This is a genomic window from Candidimonas nitroreducens (assembly GCF_002209565.1).
In the GTDB taxonomy this organism is placed as follows: domain Bacteria; phylum Pseudomonadota; class Gammaproteobacteria; order Burkholderiales; family Burkholderiaceae_B; genus Candidimonas; species Candidimonas nitroreducens.
Map to the genome: position 1 here is coordinate 161,165 of NZ_NJIH01000010.1, position 18,362 is coordinate 179,526.

Here is an 18,362-nt window from a genome sequence, read left to right on the forward strand (position 1 = left end):
CCGCGGGCCGCGGGCTTAGTTGGACGGAGCGGGATAAACCGCCTTGCCCGTAGCCACGTCGTGGGGATACACGACGGTGAACTTCAACCCCTTCTTGCCGTCGGGAACCAGTTGCCCCAGGGGGGTGATTTCGCCGATCTGCGCACCGTTCTTGTCCAGCGCGAAGGTGCCGTCTATGGTCTTGAGTTTGCCCGACAGGCCGAACACGGCCTTGCGCAGCGCCAGCTGATCCATGCTTTCGGTAGCGGCCAGGGCGTTCTGGATCACCAGGCCCGTGGTGTAGCCCGCCACCGCGTTGAAGCCGAAGGCCACCTTGTTATCGGGATAGGCCTTGGTCCACGCCGCTTTGAACTGCGGCAGCGACATGCCCGACTCGGCATGGTATTGCACCACCGAGGACGGCACGTAAGTGTAGACATAGCGCAGGCCGTCATTGCCCACCGTGGCGATCATGTGCTCGGTTTCCAGGCCCGGATAAATGGCGAACAGCCATTTGAACTGCGTGCCCGAGTCGCGCAGATTGCGCAGGAACGCAATGTCGTTGCCCGGATAGCCCATCTCTACCACCGCATCGGGCTGCGCGACGCGCATATTGTTGATGAGCACCGTGTAGTTCGACGTGCTGGTAGGCACGCCCTTGTCGTAGACGATCTTCACCGGCGCGCCGGATTTCTCGACAAAGCCGCGGAAAGCCTTGGCCTGGGTGCCGGTGAAATCGTTGGTGGCGTACAGCAGCGCGATCTTCTTGATGCCCAGCTTGGGCCCTTCCTTGGTCAGGAAGTCGGCGATGTACTTAGGCCAAATGGTGGACACCGGGTCGGACATCAGCGCGATGTAGGGGTTGTCCGGCGTGAAGAAAGTGCCGCCCGTGCCGGTCTGGTCGAACAGCATCATCTTGTGTTCGCGCGCGATGGGCACGGCGACCGAGGTCAGCACCGAGCCGCTGTCGGACACCAGCAGGTCGACCTTGTCCTGCGTAATGAGCTGGTTATAGAGCGTGGCCGCGGTGGCGGTGTTGCTCTGGTCGTCATAGGACACCAGCTTGACGGGTATGCGCTTGCCATAGGGCTTTACCATCACGCCGCCCTTGGCGTTTTCTTCCGAGGCCCACAGCTTCAGGCCCAGGTAGACCGGCATGGAAATGGCCGCGAAAGGGCCGGACGAGGCGTACAGCGTGCCGATCTTGATTTCGGAAGGGGCGGAAGCCGCAAGGGCCCCGGCGGACAGCAGCAGCGCAGAGGCTGCAAGCATGGAGGATATTGCTTTGCGCAACATAAGTAGTCTCCTTTATATGCGGCGCAGACCGTTGTGCAAGCGGTGCAACGCCTGTGGCAATCTTTGTGGAGTCGCCATCGGTGCACGGCCACGCGTGCCGCGGCCCCGCACAAACCCGCAGCCGTCATGGGGACACGGGAATGGTGCTTAAGGGCATGTTATACCCGAACACTTACGTCGCTCTGAATCATACGGGGACGGAACATCGGGGTATTCCATGATGCCCATGGCCGCTGGCCCCGTTATGCGTGTTCCCCCAACAACCGCGATGCGGCCGGCGGGCGCCGGCCGGCCGTGCATGGCGACTGCGACGGACTGCGCCCGGCCACGGCCCGGCGTCATAACCCATACGCCCATGCCGCGGCGTCCTCGCCGCCGCCATACGGCAACGGCGCAATTATCGGATCCGGCGTGGCCGATGCCCCAGCCTGAACACTAGCCGCCAGGCACTAAAAAGCCCCGCTCTCACGTACTGAGAGCGGGGCTTTTCCAGGCCCTGAACGACCAGGCCTCAGGCAATTTACATATTGTCGATCATGACCTGGCCGAAACCGGAGCACGACACTTGGGTCGCGCCTTCCAGCAGGCGGGCGAAGTCGTACGTGACCTTCTTGGACAGGATGGATTTTTCCATGCTGGAGATGATCAGGTCGGCAGCTTCAGTCCAGCCCAGGTGGCGCAGCATCATTTCGGCCGAGAGGATTTCCGAACCGGGGTTGACGTAGTCCTTGCCGGCATACTTGGGCGCCGTGCCGTGGGTGGCTTCGAACATGGCGACGGAGTCGGACAGGTTGGCGCCCGGGGCGATGCCGATGCCGCCGACTTGCGCGGCCAAAGCGTCGGACACATAGTCGCCGTTCAGGTTCAGCGTGGCGATGACGTCGTATTCGGCCGGGCGCAGCAGGATCTGCTGCAGGAAAGCGTCGGCGATCACGTCCTTGACGATGATGTCGCGGCCGGTCTTGGGGTTCTTGAATTTGCACCACGGGCCGCCGTCGATCAGCTGTGCGCCGAACTCCTTCTGGGCCAGTTCATAGCCCCAGTCGCGGAAAGCGCCCTCGGTGAACTTCATGATGTTGCCCTTGTGCACCAGGGTCACGGACGAACGGTCGTTGTCGATGGCGTACTGCATGGCCTTGCGCACCAGGCGCTGCGTGCCTTCGCTGGAAACGGGCTTGATGCCGATGCCCGAAGTGGCCGGGAAGCGGATCTTCTTGACGCCCAGCTTGGACTGCAGGAAGTCGATGATGGCCTTGGCCTGTTCGGATTCGGCCGGGAATTCGATGCCGGCGTAGATGTCTTCGGAATTCTCGCGGAAGATGACCATATTGGTCTTCTCGGGCTCGCGCACCGGCGAGGGCACGCCCTTGAAGTAGCGCACCGGGCGCAGGCAGACGTACAGGTCGAGCTGCTGGCGCAGCGCCACGTTCAGCGAGCGGATGCCGCCGCCCACGGGAGTGGTCAGCGGGCCCTTGATGGACACCACGTATTCCTTGACGGCTTCCAGGGTTTCGTCGGGCAGCCAGACGTCGGGGCCATAGATTTTGGTGGATTTTTCGCCGGCATAGATTTCCATCCAGTGGATCTTGCGCTTGCCGCCATAGGCCTTGGCCACGGCCGCGTCGACCACCTTGATCATGACGGGCGTGATGTCGGTGCCGGTGCCGTCGCCTTCGATGTAGGGCAGGATGGGTTCATCGGGGACGTTCAGCGAAAAATCGGCGTTGACCGTGATTTTCTGGCCCGAGGTAGGGACCTTGATATGCTGGTAGGACATGAATGCTCCAATGGCTCCGGTAGGAGAAGATTCGGTGGAAACAAGTGCCGCGGCACGGGCCCTGGGCCCATGGCCGGCCGCGCCGAAACGAAATCATCCGACAGGGCCGGGACGTATGCAATACGGCGGCGCACAAACAAGCGCCGCCGTGGCCCGGCAGGTCTTATATAAGAGTGCTAGTTTAGCCTAAATGCGGCGGGGATTGAAAGCCTCGGCCACCGGGCGCGCCATTCGCGCTGCCCCAGCCGCATGGCGCTCCCCCGCGGCACGGCCCGGCAGGTGTGGCCGAGGGACTAAAATAATGCTTTCATCGGCGCAGGTGTTGCATGTTCAATCCGTCCCGCGAACAGGTTCGGCAGTTCTTCACGGAAACCTGGCGCAAGCACAAATCGGGGGCAATCCTTACCCCGCTGGAAGCCATGGCGCTGGACTGGATCCTGCAGCATCCGGAATATCATGCCGATCTGGAAAGCCCGCAGGCGCTCGAGGCCGACTACAGCGTGGAACAGGGGCGTACCAACCCGTTCCTGCATTTGTCCATGCACCTGGCGATCAGCGAGCAGCTGTCCATCGATCAGCCGCCCGGCATCAAGGCGGCCCACCAGCAGTTGCTGGCCACGCGCGACGCGCACGAGGCCGCCCACGAAATCATGGAATGCCTGGGTCAAGTGGTGTGGGAAGCACAGCGCCTGGGCAAGCCTTTTGACAACGAGGCTTATGTGGCGCTGATCCTGCAGCGGGCGACGCGGCGCTAGCAGGCGCGGCTGCAACGCTGCTCAAAGCAAAAACCCCCTCTTCCCGGAGGGGGTTTTTGCTTTGTAGACCCGGGCCGGATCCGGGCCAGCAAGGCGAGGCCCGCCTGGTACCGGCCCACACGGCCGAGCCTGACGGCCCGCCTATTCCTGCGTGGACAAGGGGGACGGGAGGCTGGCGAGATAGGCCGCGATATTGTCGATGTCGACGGGCTTCAATTGCGCCGCCATGGCGCCCATGATGGGGTTCTTGCGGATGTTGGCGGTGGCCGGCGCGTTCTGTTGGCCGCGCTGATAGGCGTGCAGGGCATGGCGCAGATAGTCTTCGTGCTGGCCGGCCAGGATCGGATACGCCGGGTTGATGGGCGTCTTGGCGTCGGCACCGTGGCACGAGGCGCAAGTGAATTTCGTGAACGCGGCCTTGCCGGCCGCGATGTCGGCCGCCTGGGCCGTGATGGAGCCGGCGGCAAAAAGGAATGCACCCACCAGGGCGATCGTCGATGTCTTCATGAGAGGCCCCCGGTTATTTCAAGCTGGAATAATGTGCTGCCAGATCGGCCATGTCCTGCGGAGACAGGCTTTTGGCGATGGCTTCCATGGTGGGGAAAGTGCGGGCCCCGCTGGCATATTCCTTGAGCGCGGCAATAATGTATTGCGCGTTCTGGCCGGCGATCTTGGGAACGTGGTACACCTCGGGGAAAGCTGCCTTGTAGTCGGGAATACCGTGACAGCCGATGCACATCGAGGTCTTGCCGAGCGCGGCCTTTGCGTTGCCGACGGGAGCCGCATCGGCGGCAAAGGCCTGGCCGGCGATTGCACAGGAGGCCGTTACGGCTAGCGCAGCCAGAGTGCGCATCATAGGTGTTCGCAACTTCATGATAGCTCTTGTATGTGGCAGTAAATGAATTAAGCCGGCCCGTTACCGCTGACCGATAAACTCGTGGATTGTACGATAATTGCAGCACCCTATCCAGGAATCGGCACCGCAAGTGCAGCCGCTTCCGCCTTCAGGCGGGCTCTGGACAAGCCGGCCGGGCCGCTGACGCAGCGGGCCCGGGCCACTTGTGCACAGCCCGCCCGGGCTCATAGACACGGATCCAGACAATGACCTCACCCGCATCTGCTTTTTCTTCTGAACGCTTCGCCGGCACCGACCGCTATGTCGCCACCGACGACCTGAAAATGGCCGTCAACGCCGCTCTCGCCCTGCAGCGCCCGCTGCTGATCAAGGGCGAGCCCGGCACCGGCAAGACCATGCTGGCCGAAGAGGTGGCGGCGGCGCTGGGCCGGCCGCTGCTGCAATGGCACATCAAATCCACCACCAAGGCCCACCAGGGCCTGTACGAATACGATGCTGTGTCGCGCCTGCGCGATTCGCAGCTGGGCGACGAGAAGGTACGCGACATCGGCAACTACATTGTCAAGGGCGTGCTGTGGCGCGCCTTCGAGTCGGACGAGCCGGTGGTGATGCTGATCGACGAGATCGACAAGGCCGACATCGAATTCCCCAACGATCTGCTGCGCGAACTCGACCGCATGGAATTCCATGTCTATGAAACCCGCCAGACCATACAGGCCAAGCACCGTCCGCTGATCATCATCACCTCGAACAACGAGAAAGACCTGCCGGATGCCTTCCTGCGCCGCTGCTTCTTCCACTACATCAGCTTCCCCGATCGCGACACCATGCGCCGCATCGTCGAGGTGCACTACCCCACCCTGGCACAAGACGTGCTGGCGGCAGCGCTGGACACTTTTTTCTCCCTGCGCGACGTGCCCGGCTTGAAGAAAAAGCCATCGACCTCGGAATTCCTCGACTGGCTGCGCCTGCTGATGAACGAATCCATAGACGCGCGCGAGCTGAGCGGCGACGGCGAGCTGCCGGTGCTGGCGGGCGCGCTGCTGAAGAACGAACAGGATCTGTCGCTGCTGCAGCGCCTGGCGGCCATGACCCGCGCCGGGCAGCGGCGCTGAGGCCGCCCGCTTACGCGCCCCCCGCCACCGTGCCCACTATCGTGCCCGCCACTTTGCCCGCCATGCCGTCCCGCACACCGGCCGCCGCCCGGCCCCGGCGCCGCCGGCCCTGCCACCGCAACATGCCGCATACGCCATGCTGACCGATTTTTTCTACCACTTGCGCGCTCACAAGCTGCCGGTATCCGTACAGGAATACCTGACGCTGCTGGACACGCTGCGCAGCGGCGTCATGCCGCCCACGCTGGAAGATTTCTACCACCTGGCGCGCATGACCCTGGTCAAGGACGAGACCCTGTTCGACCGCTACGACCGGGCCTTCGCCATCTTCTACGAGAAGATCGCCGCCGCCTTCCCGGCAGACAAGGAGATCCCGCTGGACTGGCTCATCAAGCAGTTCCAGAAACACCTGAACCCGGAAGAAAAAGCGGCGCTGGAAAAACACGGCTGGGACAAGCTGATGCAGATGTTCCGCGAACGGCTGCAGGAACAGAACGAACGCCACGCCGGCGGCAGCAAATGGATAGGCACGGGCGGCTCGTCGCCCTTCGGCCACGGCGGCTACCACCCGGAAGGCATACGCCTGGGCGGCCCCTCGGCCGGCAACCGCACGGCGGTCAAGGTCTGGGAAAAGCGCGAGTTCCGCGACTACGACGACCAGCAGGAGCTGGGCACGCGCAATTTCAAGATGGCGCTGCGGCGGCTGCGCCATTTCGCGCGCGAGGGCGCCGAACTGGAGCTCGACCTGGATCACACCATCCACAGCACCGCCCGCAACGCCGGCTGGCTGGATCTGCAAATGGTTCCGGAACGCCACAACACCGTCAAGGTGGTGATGCTGCTGGACGTGGGCGGCAGCATGGACGATCACGTGGCGCGCGTCGAAGAGCTGTTTTCGGCGGCGCGCAGCGAATTCCGCCATCTGGAGGTCTACTACTTCCACAATTGCCCGTACGAATTCCTGTGGCGCGACAACCGGCGGCGCCACACCGAGCGCTTCGAGACCTGGGACGTGCTGCGCAAGTACAACGACGACTGGCGCCTGGTGATCGTCGGCGACGCCACCATGAGCCCGTATGAAATCGTGCATCCGGGGGGCTCGGTAGAGCACAACAATAAAGAGCCCGGCGCCACCTGGCTGCAGCGCTTGCTGGAAAACTGGCCGCGCGCGGCCTGGCTCAACCCCGAGCCGGAGGGCTACTGGCAATACCGGCAGTCGATCGACATCATCCGGCAGATCATGCACGGCCATATGTACGGCGTGACCGTGGACGGCCTGGTGCGCGCCATGCAATATCTTTCCAAATGAGCCGCTCGCCATCGGCATGCAGAACTTGTCGCGCCCGCCGCGGTCTCATCGGAACGACAGCCGCGGCGACCGCATCTTCGGGCCAGCCACTCGGCACCTACATGGATACGAACTCATGACCTCATTGACACGCAGAACCGCAACGTACCTGGGGCTGCTGCTGGCCGGGCTACTGAGCGCCGCCTCGGCGGCGGCTGCCGGCGGAGCCGCTGCAGCCTCCGACTCGCAGGCCCCGGCGACAGTGTCCGGCGCCGCCCCGGCTGCCGCAGCGACGGCTGCCGCAGCATCGGCTGCCGCAGCATCGACAACCGCGGCGACTGCCGCCGCAAGCCCGCCCGTCTCGCACACTACCTCCCAGGCCCCCATCACCCTGCCGGCCGGGATTTCTGCCGGCCCCTCGGTCGAGGGCGTCAGCCAATACACCCTGAACAACGGGCTGCGGGTGCTGCTCTCGCCCGACGACTCCAAGCCGACCACCACGGTGAACATGACCTACCTGGTGGGTTCGCGCCGCGAAAACTACGGCCAGACCGGCATGGCGCACCTGCTCGAGCACATGCTGTTCCGCGGCACGCCCAAGCTGCACAACGCCCTGGCAGCCTTCTCGCAGCGCGGCCTGCGCGCCAACGGCTCGACCACCAGCGACCGCACCAACTTCTACGCGAGCTTCGCCGCCGACCCGAACACGCTGTCGTGGTTCCTGGACTGGCAGGCGGACGCCATGGAGAACGCACTCATCTCCAAGAGCGACCTGGACTCCGAAATGACGGTGGTGCGCAACGAGATGGAACGCGGCGAGAACAACCCATTCCAGATCCTGACCCAGAAAATGCAGGCCACAGCCTACCAGTGGCACAACTACGGCCACGCCACCATAGGCGCCCGCTCGGACGTGGAAAACGTCGACGTGGGCCAGTTGCGGGCCTTCTACAAAGAGTATTACCAGCCCGACGACGCGGTGCTGATCGTGTCGGGCAAATTCGACCCGCAGGCCACGCTGCGCACCATCGCCGCGGCCTTCGGCAAGATCCCGCGGCCTACGCGCGTGCTGCCGCCCGAATACACGGTCGAGCCGGCACAGGACGGCGAGCGCGAGGTGGTACTGCGGCGCCATGGCGGCAGCCCGCTGGTGGCGGCCATGTATCACATACCGCAAGCGGCCAGCGCCGACTATACCGCGCTGGATCTGGGCGTATCGATATTGGCAGATACCCCCTCGGGGCCGCTGTACCACGCGCTGGTGGGGCAGAACCTGGCCAGCGGCGTGTTCGGCTACACAGTGGCGCGGCTGCAGCCAGGCTACGCCATGTTCGGCGCCCAGCTCGACAAGGGCATGGATCAGCAGCGGGCGCTGCAGGTGCTGAACCAGACGCTGGAATCGGCAGCGCAGCACCCCTTCACCGAAGCGGATCTGACTCGCATCAAAAACCAGTGGCTGACCGGCTGGCAGCAGGTCTATGCCGATCCGGCCAGCATGGCCGATGCGCTGTCCGAGGCGTCGGCCGCGGGCGACTGGCGCCTGTTCTTCCTGCAGCGCGACCGCGTGCAGCAGGCCACACTGGCCGACGTGCAGCGCGTCACCCAGGACTACCTGGTGCGCAGCAACCGCACCGACGGGCTGTACATCCCCACCGACAAGCCCGAGCGCGCGCCCGAACCCGGCAAGGTCGACCTGACGGCGCTGTTCAAGCACTACAAGGGCAGGCCGATGCCGACGGCCACCGCGGCCTTCGACCCGACGCCCGAGCACATAGACGCCGCCACGCAGCGCAGTACGCTGCAGCTGCCTAACGGCGACGTGAAGCTGGCGCTGCTGCCCAAGGCGACGCGCGGCGGCCTGGTCGAGGCACGGCTCCTGATCCGCTTCGGCAATGTCGACACGCTCAAGGGCAAGCGCACCGCATCCAATGCCGTGGCGGCGCTGCTGGGCCGCGGCACAGACAAACTGACGCGCCAGCAGATCGACGACAAACTGACCGCGCTGCAGGCCAGCGTCAATTTCGACGGCTCGGGCGGTGCCGTGGCCGCCAGCCTCAGCACCACTCGCGAACACTTGCCGCAGCTGATCGGGCTGGTGCTGGACATGGTGCGCCACGCCAATTTCCCGGATAAAGAACTGGCCGAATACCAGCGCGAGATGGCCAGCAGCATCAGCGATGCACAATCGGATCCGACCGCACTGGCCTCGCGCACGCTGGCACGCTACATGAACCCATGGCCCAGCGACGACATTCGCTACACACCGACTTTCGCCGAGGCGCTGGCCCGCATACAGGCCCTGAAGCGCCAGGATCTGGTGGATTTCCACCAGCAGTTCTATGGCGCCGGCAACATCGAATTCTCAGCGGTGGGCGACTTCGATGCGCAAGCCGCGAAAACGGCGCTGACCCAGGCGCTGCAAGGCTGGCACAAGGCGCCCTCCTACACGCGGGTGCCCGATCCGTATCGTGCGGTGGCGCCCAAAGAGTTCCTGATCGACACACCCGACAAGGCCAACTCGTTCTACCTGGCCGACCTGCCGATCAAGATGCAGGACACCGATCCGCGCTACGTGGCGCTGTACGTGGCCAATTACCTGTTGGGCGGCTCGGGCAATTCGCGGCTGTGGAACAAGGTGCGCGTCCAGGAAGGCCTCTCGTACGACGTGCACAGCCGGCTCAGCGTGTCGTCGCACGAAGCCTCGGGCGACTGGACGATCTACGCCATACAGGCGCCGCAGAATGCGCACCGGGTGCAGCAATCGGTGCACGAAGAGCTTGCGCGGGCGCTGCACGACGGCTACACCGAGCAGGAAGTCAAAGACGCCGTGCATGCGATTCTGAACTTTCGCAAGCTGGCGCGCGCGCAAGACGGTTCTCTGGCCGACGCCTGGATCGACTACATGGACGAAGGCCGCAGCTTTGCCTGGTCGCAGCAGCACGACGAAAAGCTGCGGGCGCTGACGGCGGCCGACGTCAACGCGGCGCTGCGCGCGGTGCTCAAGCCGGCGGATTTCAGCTCGGCCCTGGCGGCCGACGAGAAACGCCTGGCCGAAGGCGCAACGCCGGCGCACCCTGGTTCGGCGGCGCCGAAAGCGGCCGCCAATGCGGACGCGGCCGAGGCGCAGGCCAGGCAGGCGGCGGAACTGCGTTAAGAAAAAGGGGCGGCCCGGCCATGGCGGATTGCCCGGAAGGCGTGCGTGGCGGGTGGAATGGGCGGCAGGCGCTGCCACCCAAGTGCCACCCAAGAAAACGGCCGCACGAGGCGGCCAGTTTTACAAGGGCAAGGGCCAGAGCCCGCGGGCCATTGGCCCCTTGGCCCCGATCAGGAAAAGAAGCTCTTGACCTTGTCGGTCCAGGACTCGCTCTTGGGCGAGTGCTTCTCGCCGCCTTGCGCCAGCGACGTCTCGAACTGGCGCAGCAGCTTCTTCTGCTCTTCGCTCAGGCGCACCGGGGTTTCGACCGAGACGTGGCAGTACAGGTCGCCGGGGTAGCTGCCGCGCAGGCCGCGAATACCCTTGCCGCGCAGGCGGAAGGTCTTGCCCGTCTGGGTGCCCTCGGGGATGGAGATTTCCCCCTTGCCCGTCAGGGTGGGCACCTCTAGCGCGCCGCCCAGCGCCGCCCTGGTGAACGGAATGGTCAGTTCGCAGTGCAGGTCTTCGCCGTCGCGCTGGAAAATGCCGTGCGGCTTGAGGTGGATTTCGACATACAGATCGCCCGGAGGGCCGCCGTTGACGCCGGGCTCGCCATTGCCGGACGAGCGGATGCGCATGCCGTCGTCGATGCCGGCCGGAATCTTCACCTGCAGCGTCTTGTTCTTGCGAGTGCGGCCCACGCCATCGCAGGCGGTGCATGGGTCGGTGATTTCCTTGCCGGAACCATGGCAGGTCGGGCAGGTCTGCTGCACGCTGAAAAAACCCTGCTGCATGCGCACCGCGCCGCTGCCGCCGCAGGTATGGCAGGTCTTGGGATGAGTGCCGGGCTTGGCTCCCGTGCCATGGCAGGTCTCGCAGTTTTCCCAGCTGGGTACGCGAATTTCGGTATCGAAGCCGCTGGCGGCCTGTTCCAGGCTGATTTCCAGCGAATACTTGAGATCGGCGCCCCGATACACCTGCGGGCCGCCGCGGCGCCCGCCGCCACCGCCGAAGATCTCGCCGAAGATATCGCCGAAGGCCTCGGCAAAGCCCGCGCCGCCCATGCCGCCGCCCACGCCGGCGTTGGGGTCGACCCCGGCGTGGCCAAAGCGGTCGTAGGCGCTGCGCTTGTCTTCGTCGGCCAGTACCTCGTAGGCTTCCTTGGCTTCCTTGAACTTCTCTTCGGCCTCGCGGCTGCCAGGGTTGCGGTCGGGGTGGTACTTCATGGCCAACTTGCGGTAGGCCTTCTTGATCTCGTCATCGGACGCGTTCTTCGCCACGCCCAATACTTCGTAAAAATCGCGTTTTGCCATTTGGTTTCGCGAAGGGCGCACAAGGCGCCCTTCCGCCTATGTCTATGAACGAGAACGCCCGGTTCCCGGCAAAACACCGAAAACCGGGCCTGGGCCGTCATGGCCGGGGCTTACTGGTCGCGCTTGACCTCTTTGAAGTCGGCGTCGACGACGTTCTCATCGGCGGGCTGCTCAGCCGCCCCCGCCTCTGCCGCGCCCTGGGCACCGGCCTTGGCCTGCATGTCGGCGTACATCTTTTCGCCGAGCTTCTGCGAGGCCTTGGCCAATTCCTCGACCTTGGCATCGATGGCGGCCTTGTCGCCGTCCTTGACCGCGCTTTCCAGTTCCTTCACGGCGTTCTCGATGGCCTCTTTCTCGGAAGCCTCCAGCTTGTCGCCGTATTCTTCCAGCGACTTGCGGGTGGAGTGCACCAGCGCGTCGGCCTGGTTGCGGGCCTGGGCCAGCTCGGCCACGCGATGGTCTTCCTCGGCATTGGCCTCGGCGTCCTTCACCATGCGCTCGATCTCATCTTCGGACAAACCGGAGTTCGCCTTGATGGTGATCTTGTTTTCCTTGCCCGTGCCCTTGTCCTTGGCCGACACGTGCAGGATGCCATTGGCGTCGATGTCGAACGTGACTTCGATTTGCGGCGTACCACGCGTAGCCGGCGGAATGCCTTCGAGATTGAACTCGCCCAGCGCCTTGTTGCCGGCGGCGATCTCGCGCTCGCCCTGGAACACCTTGATGGTCACCGCGGGCTGGTTGTCGTCGGCCGTGGAGAACACTTGCGAGAAGCGGGTCGGGATCGTGGTGTTCTTCTGGATCATCTTGGTCATGACACCGCCCAGGGTTTCAATGCCCAGGGACAGGGGCGTGACGTCCAGCAGCAGCACATCCTTGCGGTCGCCCGAAAGCACCGAACCCTGGATCGCAGCACCGGCGGCCACGGCTTCGTCGGGGTTGACGTCCTTGCGCGGATCCTTGCCGAAGAATTCCTTGACCTTGTCCTGCACCTTGGGCATGCGGGTCATGCCGCCGACCAGGATCACGTCGTCGATTTCCGAGACCTTGACGCCGGCATCCTTGATGGCGGTGCGGCAGGGCTCGATGGTGCGCTCGATCAGGTCTTCGACCAGGGCTTCCAGCTTGGCGCGCGTGATCTTCAGGTTCAGGTGCTTGGGGCCGGACGCATCAGCCGTGATGTACGGCAGGTTGATCTCGGTCTGCTGCGAAGAGGACAGCTCGATCTTGGCCTTCTCGGCCGCTTCCTTCAGGCGCTGCAGGGCCAGCACGTCTTTCGACAGGTCGACGCCGCTTTCCTTCTTGAACTCGGAGATGATGTAGTCGATGATGCGCTGGTCGAAGTCTTCGCCGCCCAGGAACGTATCGCCGTTGGTCGACAGCACTTCGAACTGCTTCTCGCCGTCGACGTCGGCAATCTCGATGATGGAAATATCGAAGGTACCGCCGCCCAGGTCATACACCGCGATCTTGCGGTCGCCCCTTTCGCTCTTGTCCATGCCGAAGGCCAGGGCCGCGGCAGTGGGCTCGTTGATGATGCGCTTGACGTCCAGGCCCGCGATGCGGCCGGCGTCTTTGGTGGCCTGGCGCTGGCTGTCGTTGAAGTACGCAGGCACCGTGATCACGGCCTCGGTGACCTCTTCGCCGAGATAGTCTTCGGCGGTCTTCTTCATTTTGCGCAGCACTTCGGCCGACACCTGCGGAGGCGCGAGCTTCTTGCCCTGCGCCTCGACCCAGGCGTCGCCGTTGTCGGCCTTGACGATCTTGTAGGGCATCAGGTTGATGTCCTTCTGCACCGCTTTTTCTTCGAACTTGCGGCCGATCAGGCGCTTGACGGCGTACAGCGTGTTGGTGGGGTTGGTGACGGCCTGGCGCTTGGCCGGGGCACCGACCAGCACCTCGCCGTCCTGCATGTAGGCGACGATCGAAGGCGTAGTACGGCCGCCTTCCGCATTTTCTATGATTTTGACCTGGCCGCCTTCCACGAAGGCCACGCAGCTATTCGTGGTGCCCAGGTCGATACCGATGATTTTGCCCATGATCTTAGACTCTGAAAAATTTGTTTGAATGATGCTTGAATGATTGGAAATGAATCTCGACTGGTATGCAATTGGGGGCTGTGGAACAAAATTCAAGGCTGTTCGAGACCGCCCCGCCCCCGTGCCGCCTTTGGGCCGCTAGCCAGGCGGCGGGTGCTCGGCTTGCGCCGTGGGCTGTGCCGCGCCTGCCGCCGCGGCGGGCGGCACTGCCGCAACCCGCAGGCGCTGCACCGCGGCGCTGAACTGCGGCAGGCCCGGCCAGCCGGAAATGCGCCCCAGGCGCTTGCCGCCGCGATAGAACACGAAGGCCGGCACGCCGTGCAGGCCGAAACGCCGCCCCAGGGGCTCGTCTTGATAGACATTGGCCTGGTACCAGGCCAGGCCCAGCGCCTGGATGCGATCCTGCAGCATCAGGGCGGTGTTCTTGAAAACATTGCAGTTGTAGCAGTCGTTGCCCCACATGAACACGCAGCGCAGCTCGTCGCCCGGCGCATTGGCGACCACGGCATCGAAGCTGGCGCTGTCGACCGGCCGCATGCCGAACACGTCAAAGACCGCGCCGGGATCGAACTGGGGGGCTTCCACCATCGAGGGTTGACCGCCCTCCTGTCGCTGCGCGACATCCTCCCCGCGGGAGGGAGCGTGTCCTCCGGGCGGCCGCGCGGACACGGACGGTTGACGACCCTCCTGTCGCTGCGCGACATCCTCCCCGTGGGAGGGAGCGTGTCCTCCGGGCGGCCGCGCGGACACGCTCAGACCCCCTGAGCCGGCCCGGCCGACACGGTGACCAGCGCCGGGCGCAACACGCGGTCGGCAATGGTGTAGCCCTTCTGCAGGGTCTGCACCACGGTGCCTTCGGGCTGCTGGGCGGGGATGGAGGAAATGGCCTGGTGCACGTGCGGGTCGAATTTATCGCCGCTGGCAGGTGCCACTTCCTTGAGCAGATTGCGTTCGAAAGCGGAACCGAGCTGGCGCAGCGTGGCCTCGACGCCGGCGCGCCAGGCCTCGGGGCTCTGGTCGGCCTGCGCCAGGGCGGCTTCCAGGCTGTCCTTGACGGGCACCAGGCTTTCGGCGAATGATTCGGTGCCGAACTTGCGGGCCTTGGCCACGTCGTCCTGGGCGCGGCGGCGGATGTTCTCGACTTCAGCTTTGGCGCGCAGCAACTGGTCGTGATATTGGGCGACCTGTTCCTGGGCCTTTTCCAGCAGCGAGGCCAGATCTTCGGAAGCGCCGGCGGCCGCGTCCAGATCCTGGTCGGCCTCGTCGCGCAGCTCGCCGGCCGGGTTGACTTCCATGTGTTCCGAGGTATCTACCGGTTCCGAGCCACCGGGTCGATGGCCTTGTTTGGGGTCGAAGGGGTCGTTCTGTGCCGACATGGGGCCTGCTCCACAACAAAAGTGATCTAATTTCAAAAATATAGGGATAAGGAGGCGGATTTCAAGGGGCTGGTTACAAAAGTTTCTCCGCAGCACCGGCCGAAGCCGCGCCGTCTGTCTTCTTTCGCAGCCTTCCTCTTTACAGCCAGCCGCCCAGTTGGCGCCGCACCAGTGCGGCCAGGGCATCGATCCAGGCCGGATCGTCGTTCAGGCAGGGAATGTAGCGAAACTCCTGGCCGCCGGCGGCCAGGAAGGAGGCACGGCACTGGCCCTGGATCTCTTCCAGCGTTTCCAGGCAATCGGCCAGGAAACCCGGGCACATCACATCCACCCGCCGCACCCCCGCGGCAGCCCAGGACTTCAGGGTAGGCTCGGTATAGGGTTCGAGCCATTTCGCCCTGCCGAAACGGCTCTGGAATGCAAGCTCGACCAGGGCGCCGTCTGCGCCCAGGGCCTGGCGCAGCAGCTCGGCGGTGGCCATGCAGTCGCGGTAATAAGGGTCGCCCAGCTCTACCACCCGGCGCGGCAGGCCATGGAAGCTGAGCAGCAGCTTTTCCGGCTTGCCGTGTGCGTCCCAATGCGCCCATACGCGCGCGGCCAAGGCACCGATATAGCCCGCGTCGGCATAGAAGCGCTTGACGAAGCGCAGCTCGGGCTGGTTGCGCAAGGCGCCCGCGACAGCGGCCACGGCATCCACTGCCGTGGCGGTGGTGCCGGCGGCGTACTGGGGATACATGGGTACGGTCAGGATGCGTTCGCATCCCTGGCCGCGCAGGCTGTCGATGGCCGACGCAACCGCCGGGCTGCCATAGCGCATGGCGGCCTCGACGCGCACCGGCAGGCCCTCGGTATCGAAGACCTGCTGCAGGCTGCGCGCCTGGGCCAGGCTCCAGACCAGCAGGGGCGAGCCTTCCGGCATCCAGATCTCGCGGTAGCGCGGCGCCAGCGCGGCCGGGCGGCGCGGCAGAACGACGCCGCGCAGCACGATCTGCCAGAGCCATTGCGGGATCTCGATGACGCGCCGGTCGGACAGGAATTCCGCCAGATAGCGGCGGATCGCCCCCGGCGTGGGCTCGTCCGGCGTACCCAGGTTCACCAGCAGCACACCGACAGGCCCCGGCTCGCGCGGCGGCGGCCGGGTGTCGAAAGCGTGGGGATCGGCCGGTTCCGGCCGGAAGCGCGAAGCGAATAGTTTGGCCAAAAGAAAAGTACTCTGGGTTTGAGGTCGGAGTGCGAAGCAAGACGGCGAACTGGGCCGCATCAAACCTCATTTTAGTATCGTCCAAACGATACTATGCGCGGGCGGCTATACCAATCGAACCGGAAACGATGGAGGGCGGCGCCATGGCAGCCGCCCTCCAATCCGGACGCATGCAACCTTTCGCCCAGATCAGGACTGGTGATGGCTCAGCGCATTGGACAGCAGGCGGGCGGTGATGTCGACAATGGGGATGACGCGCTCGTAGGCCATGCGCGAAGGGCCGATGACCCCCAGGGTGCCCACCACTTTGCCGTCCACCCCATAGGGCGCGGTAATGACGGACACGTCTTCCAGGGGCACCAGCTGCGAATCGCCGCCTATGTAGATCTGTACGCCCTGGGCGCGGCTGGAGGCGTCCAGCAGCTGCAGCAGCTCGGTCTTCTTCTCGAACAGCGCGAACATGCGGCGCAGGCGATCCATGTCTGAGGCGATGTCGCTGATGTCCAGCAGCTTGCGCTCGCCGGAAATCACCACCGTGTCGTCGCTGTCGTCCTGGGCGGTGCCGGCCTCGACCGCGGCCTGCATCAGGCGCGAAATGTCGGCCTGCAGCGTGGACAGCTCGCCGGCCAGCGTCAGGCGCACCTGGTCGAAAGACATGCCGCCGAAATGCGCATTGAAGAAATTGCTGGCCTCGAGCAGCTCTTGATCTTGGTAGTCGCGCGGCATGAACAGAATGCGGTTCTGCACGTCACCGTCGGGCGTGACGATGATGAGCAGCACGCGCCGGTCGGACAGGCGGATGAATTCGATCTGGCGGAACACCTGCGCCCGCTTGGGCGCCAGCACCACGCCGGCAAACTGCGACAGGTTCGACAGCAGCGCGGCGGCGGCGTTGACCGCCCGAGTGGGCTCGGACGCCGGCAGCATCTCGCGGATGCGCGAAGGTTCCAGCACCTCGAAGCGCTGCACAGCCAGCAGCCGGTCGACGAACATACGGTAGCCGCGCGGCGTCGGCACGCGGCCGGCCGAGGTGTGCGGACTGTGGATCAGGCCCAGCTCTTCGAGGTCGGCCATGACATTGCGTATGGTGGCCGGCGACAGATCGAACATCTTGGACAGCGTGCGCGAACCGACGGGCTGCCCGTCGGCGATGTAGCGTTCGATCAGCGCTTTCAGCAATGCGTTGGCTCTATCATCCATTTCTGTATTTTATGTAATCTGGCAAAAACAGGCTCGAATCGTCATCTTGCCACCCTGCCGCCGCCGTCCCGCCCTCTATAATCGGTATCATTGCCCGTCACTCCGACCATTCCCAGCAGAGGTTCGCCGCCCATGCATTTCAAAACCGTCGCGCTAATCGGCCGGCACCAGGATACCGGCCTGGATGAGCCGCTGCGCCATCTGGCCGACACTTTACAGGAAGCGGGCTGCGGCGTAATCATCGAGGCCGACACGGCCCGCAATACCGGGCTCACCCAGTACCCCATCGGCGACTATGACGAAATCGGCCGGCGCGCCGACCTGGCGGTCATCATGGGCGGCGACGGCACCATGCTGGGCGCCGGGCGCCGCCTGGCGCACAGCGGGGTGCCAATGATAGGCATCAACCACGGGCGGCTGGGCTTCATCACCGACGTCCCCCTGCACAGCGCCCGCGACGCGCTGGCCGGCGTGATCCAGGGCAATTTCGTGGCCGAGGAACGCATCATGCTGGAAGGCCGCGTGGTGCGCGCCGGCCAGACCTTGTTCTCGGGCATGGCCCTGAACGACGTGGTCATCAACCGCGCCGGCCGCGGCGGCATGATAGAACTGCGCGTCGAACTGGACGGCAACTTCATGTACAGCCAGCGCTCCGACGGCCTGATCGTGGCCACGCCCACCGGCTCCACGGCCTATTCCCTGTCGGCCAACGGCCCTATTCTGCATCCCAAGCTCGACGCCCTGCTGCTGGTACCAGTGGCGCCGCAGACCCTGTCGAACCGCCCCATCGTCATTCCCGACAGCGGCACGCTGGGCATTACCATCACCGCGCTGGGGCGCGTCGAATCGGGGGCCAGCGTGCACTTCGACATGCAGACCTGGTCCGACTGCCAGCCCGGCGACCGCATCGACGTACGCCGCGCGCCGCACACCGCCACCTTCCTGCATCCCACCGGTTACAACTTCTTTTCCACTCTGCGGCGCAAACTGCACTGGAACCGCATGCCGCAGCCCTCCGACGACGTGGAATGAAC

Annotated in this window: 15 protein-coding genes; 5 read left to right on the forward strand and 10 right to left on the reverse strand. The window is 64.7% G+C overall.

Going from position 1 to position 18,362, the window contains the following annotated elements; genetic code table 11:
• Nucleotides 1–15: 15 nt before the first annotated feature.
• Both CEY11_RS18100 and icd read right to left on the reverse strand, forming a co-directional pair.
• Complete coding sequence (locus CEY11_RS18100; RefSeq protein ID WP_088604810.1) at nucleotides 16–1,275, reverse strand: ABC transporter substrate-binding protein; 1,260 nt, start codon at nucleotides 1,273–1,275, stop codon at nucleotides 16–18.
• Nucleotides 1,276–1,795: 520 nt separating this feature from the next.
• The gene (gene icd, locus CEY11_RS18105; RefSeq protein ID WP_088604811.1) at nucleotides 1,796–3,052 is read right to left on the reverse strand and encodes an NADP-dependent isocitrate dehydrogenase; all 1,257 of its coding nucleotides are present in this window, start codon (nucleotides 3,050–3,052) and stop codon (nucleotides 1,796–1,798) included.
• 326 nt (nucleotides 3,053–3,378) lie between these two features.
• On the opposite strand from icd, the gene CEY11_RS18110 reads away from it, so the two are divergent.
• A complete protein-coding gene (locus tag CEY11_RS18110) occupies nucleotides 3,379–3,807 on the forward strand; it encodes a DUF1841 family protein (protein WP_088604812.1) in 429 nt (142 codons plus the stop codon).
• Between the two features lie 141 nt (nucleotides 3,808–3,948).
• On the opposite strand, the gene CEY11_RS18115 is transcribed toward CEY11_RS18110, so the two are convergent.
• Nucleotides 3,949–4,314 (reverse strand): c-type cytochrome, encoded by a 366-nt coding sequence (locus CEY11_RS18115; RefSeq protein WP_088604813.1) that lies wholly within the window; start codon nucleotides 4,312–4,314, stop codon nucleotides 3,949–3,951.
• A gap of 13 nt (nucleotides 4,315–4,327) precedes the next feature.
• The gene (locus tag CEY11_RS18120; RefSeq protein ID WP_143322917.1) at nucleotides 4,328–4,681 is read right to left on the reverse strand and encodes a c-type cytochrome; all 354 of its coding nucleotides are present in this window, start codon (nucleotides 4,679–4,681) and stop codon (nucleotides 4,328–4,330) included.
• 227 nt (nucleotides 4,682–4,908) lie between these two features.
• On the opposite strand from CEY11_RS18120, the gene CEY11_RS18125 reads away from it, so the two are divergent.
• The 3 genes from CEY11_RS18125 (at nucleotide 4,909) to CEY11_RS18135 (ending at nucleotide 10,220) form a co-directional block, all read left to right on the forward strand.
• Entirely contained in the window at nucleotides 4,909–5,778 is an 870-nt protein-coding gene (locus CEY11_RS18125) for an AAA family ATPase (protein ID WP_088604814.1), read from the forward strand.
• A gap of 136 nt (nucleotides 5,779–5,914) precedes the next feature.
• On the forward strand, nucleotides 5,915–7,087 hold the full coding sequence (locus CEY11_RS18130) for a vWA domain-containing protein (protein ID WP_088604815.1): 1,173 nt from the start codon (nucleotides 5,915–5,917) through the stop codon (nucleotides 7,085–7,087).
• A 115-nt stretch (nucleotides 7,088–7,202) separates the two neighbouring features.
• Nucleotides 7,203–10,220 carry a M16 family metallopeptidase gene (locus CEY11_RS18135; protein WP_088604816.1) on the forward strand — a complete coding sequence of 1,006 codons (3,018 nt, stop codon included), beginning with the start codon at nucleotides 7,203–7,205 and terminating at the stop codon, nucleotides 10,218–10,220.
• Between the two features lie 170 nt (nucleotides 10,221–10,390).
• On the opposite strand, the gene dnaJ is transcribed toward CEY11_RS18135, so the two are convergent.
• From dnaJ to hrcA, 6 genes are all read right to left on the reverse strand, one after another.
• Entirely contained in the window at nucleotides 10,391–11,512 is a 1,122-nt protein-coding gene (dnaJ, locus tag CEY11_RS18140) for a molecular chaperone DnaJ (RefSeq protein ID WP_088604817.1), read from the reverse strand.
• A 110-nt stretch (nucleotides 11,513–11,622) separates the two neighbouring features.
• Entirely contained in the window at nucleotides 11,623–13,551 is a 1,929-nt protein-coding gene (gene dnaK / locus CEY11_RS18145) for a molecular chaperone DnaK (protein WP_088604818.1), read from the reverse strand.
• Nucleotides 13,552–13,689: 138 nt separating this feature from the next.
• Nucleotides 13,690–14,136: a thioredoxin family protein gene (locus CEY11_RS18150; RefSeq protein WP_408608145.1), complete on the reverse strand. Its 447-nt coding sequence runs from the start codon at nucleotides 14,134–14,136 to the stop codon at nucleotides 13,690–13,692.
• A gap of 167 nt (nucleotides 14,137–14,303) precedes the next feature.
• Complete coding sequence (grpE, locus tag CEY11_RS18155) at nucleotides 14,304–14,927, reverse strand: nucleotide exchange factor GrpE (protein WP_332888377.1); 624 nt, start codon at nucleotides 14,925–14,927, stop codon at nucleotides 14,304–14,306.
• A 139-nt stretch (nucleotides 14,928–15,066) separates the two neighbouring features.
• The gene (gene hemH, locus CEY11_RS18160) at nucleotides 15,067–16,188 is read right to left on the reverse strand and encodes a ferrochelatase (RefSeq protein WP_088604819.1); all 1,122 of its coding nucleotides are present in this window, start codon (nucleotides 16,186–16,188) and stop codon (nucleotides 15,067–15,069) included.
• 129 nt (nucleotides 16,189–16,317) lie between these two features.
• Nucleotides 16,318–17,328, reverse strand: coding sequence for a heat-inducible transcriptional repressor HrcA (gene hrcA / locus CEY11_RS18165; RefSeq protein ID WP_088604820.1), 1,011 nt, complete (start codon nucleotides 17,326–17,328; stop codon nucleotides 16,318–16,320).
• Nucleotides 17,329–17,460: 132 nt separating this feature from the next.
• Here hrcA and CEY11_RS18170 point away from each other — a divergent pair, with 132 nt between their 5' ends.
• Nucleotides 17,461–18,360, forward strand: a complete 900-nt coding sequence (locus CEY11_RS18170; protein ID WP_088604821.1) for an NAD kinase — start codon at nucleotides 17,461–17,463, stop codon at nucleotides 18,358–18,360.
• The last annotated feature ends 2 nt before the right edge of the window (nucleotides 18,361–18,362 follow it).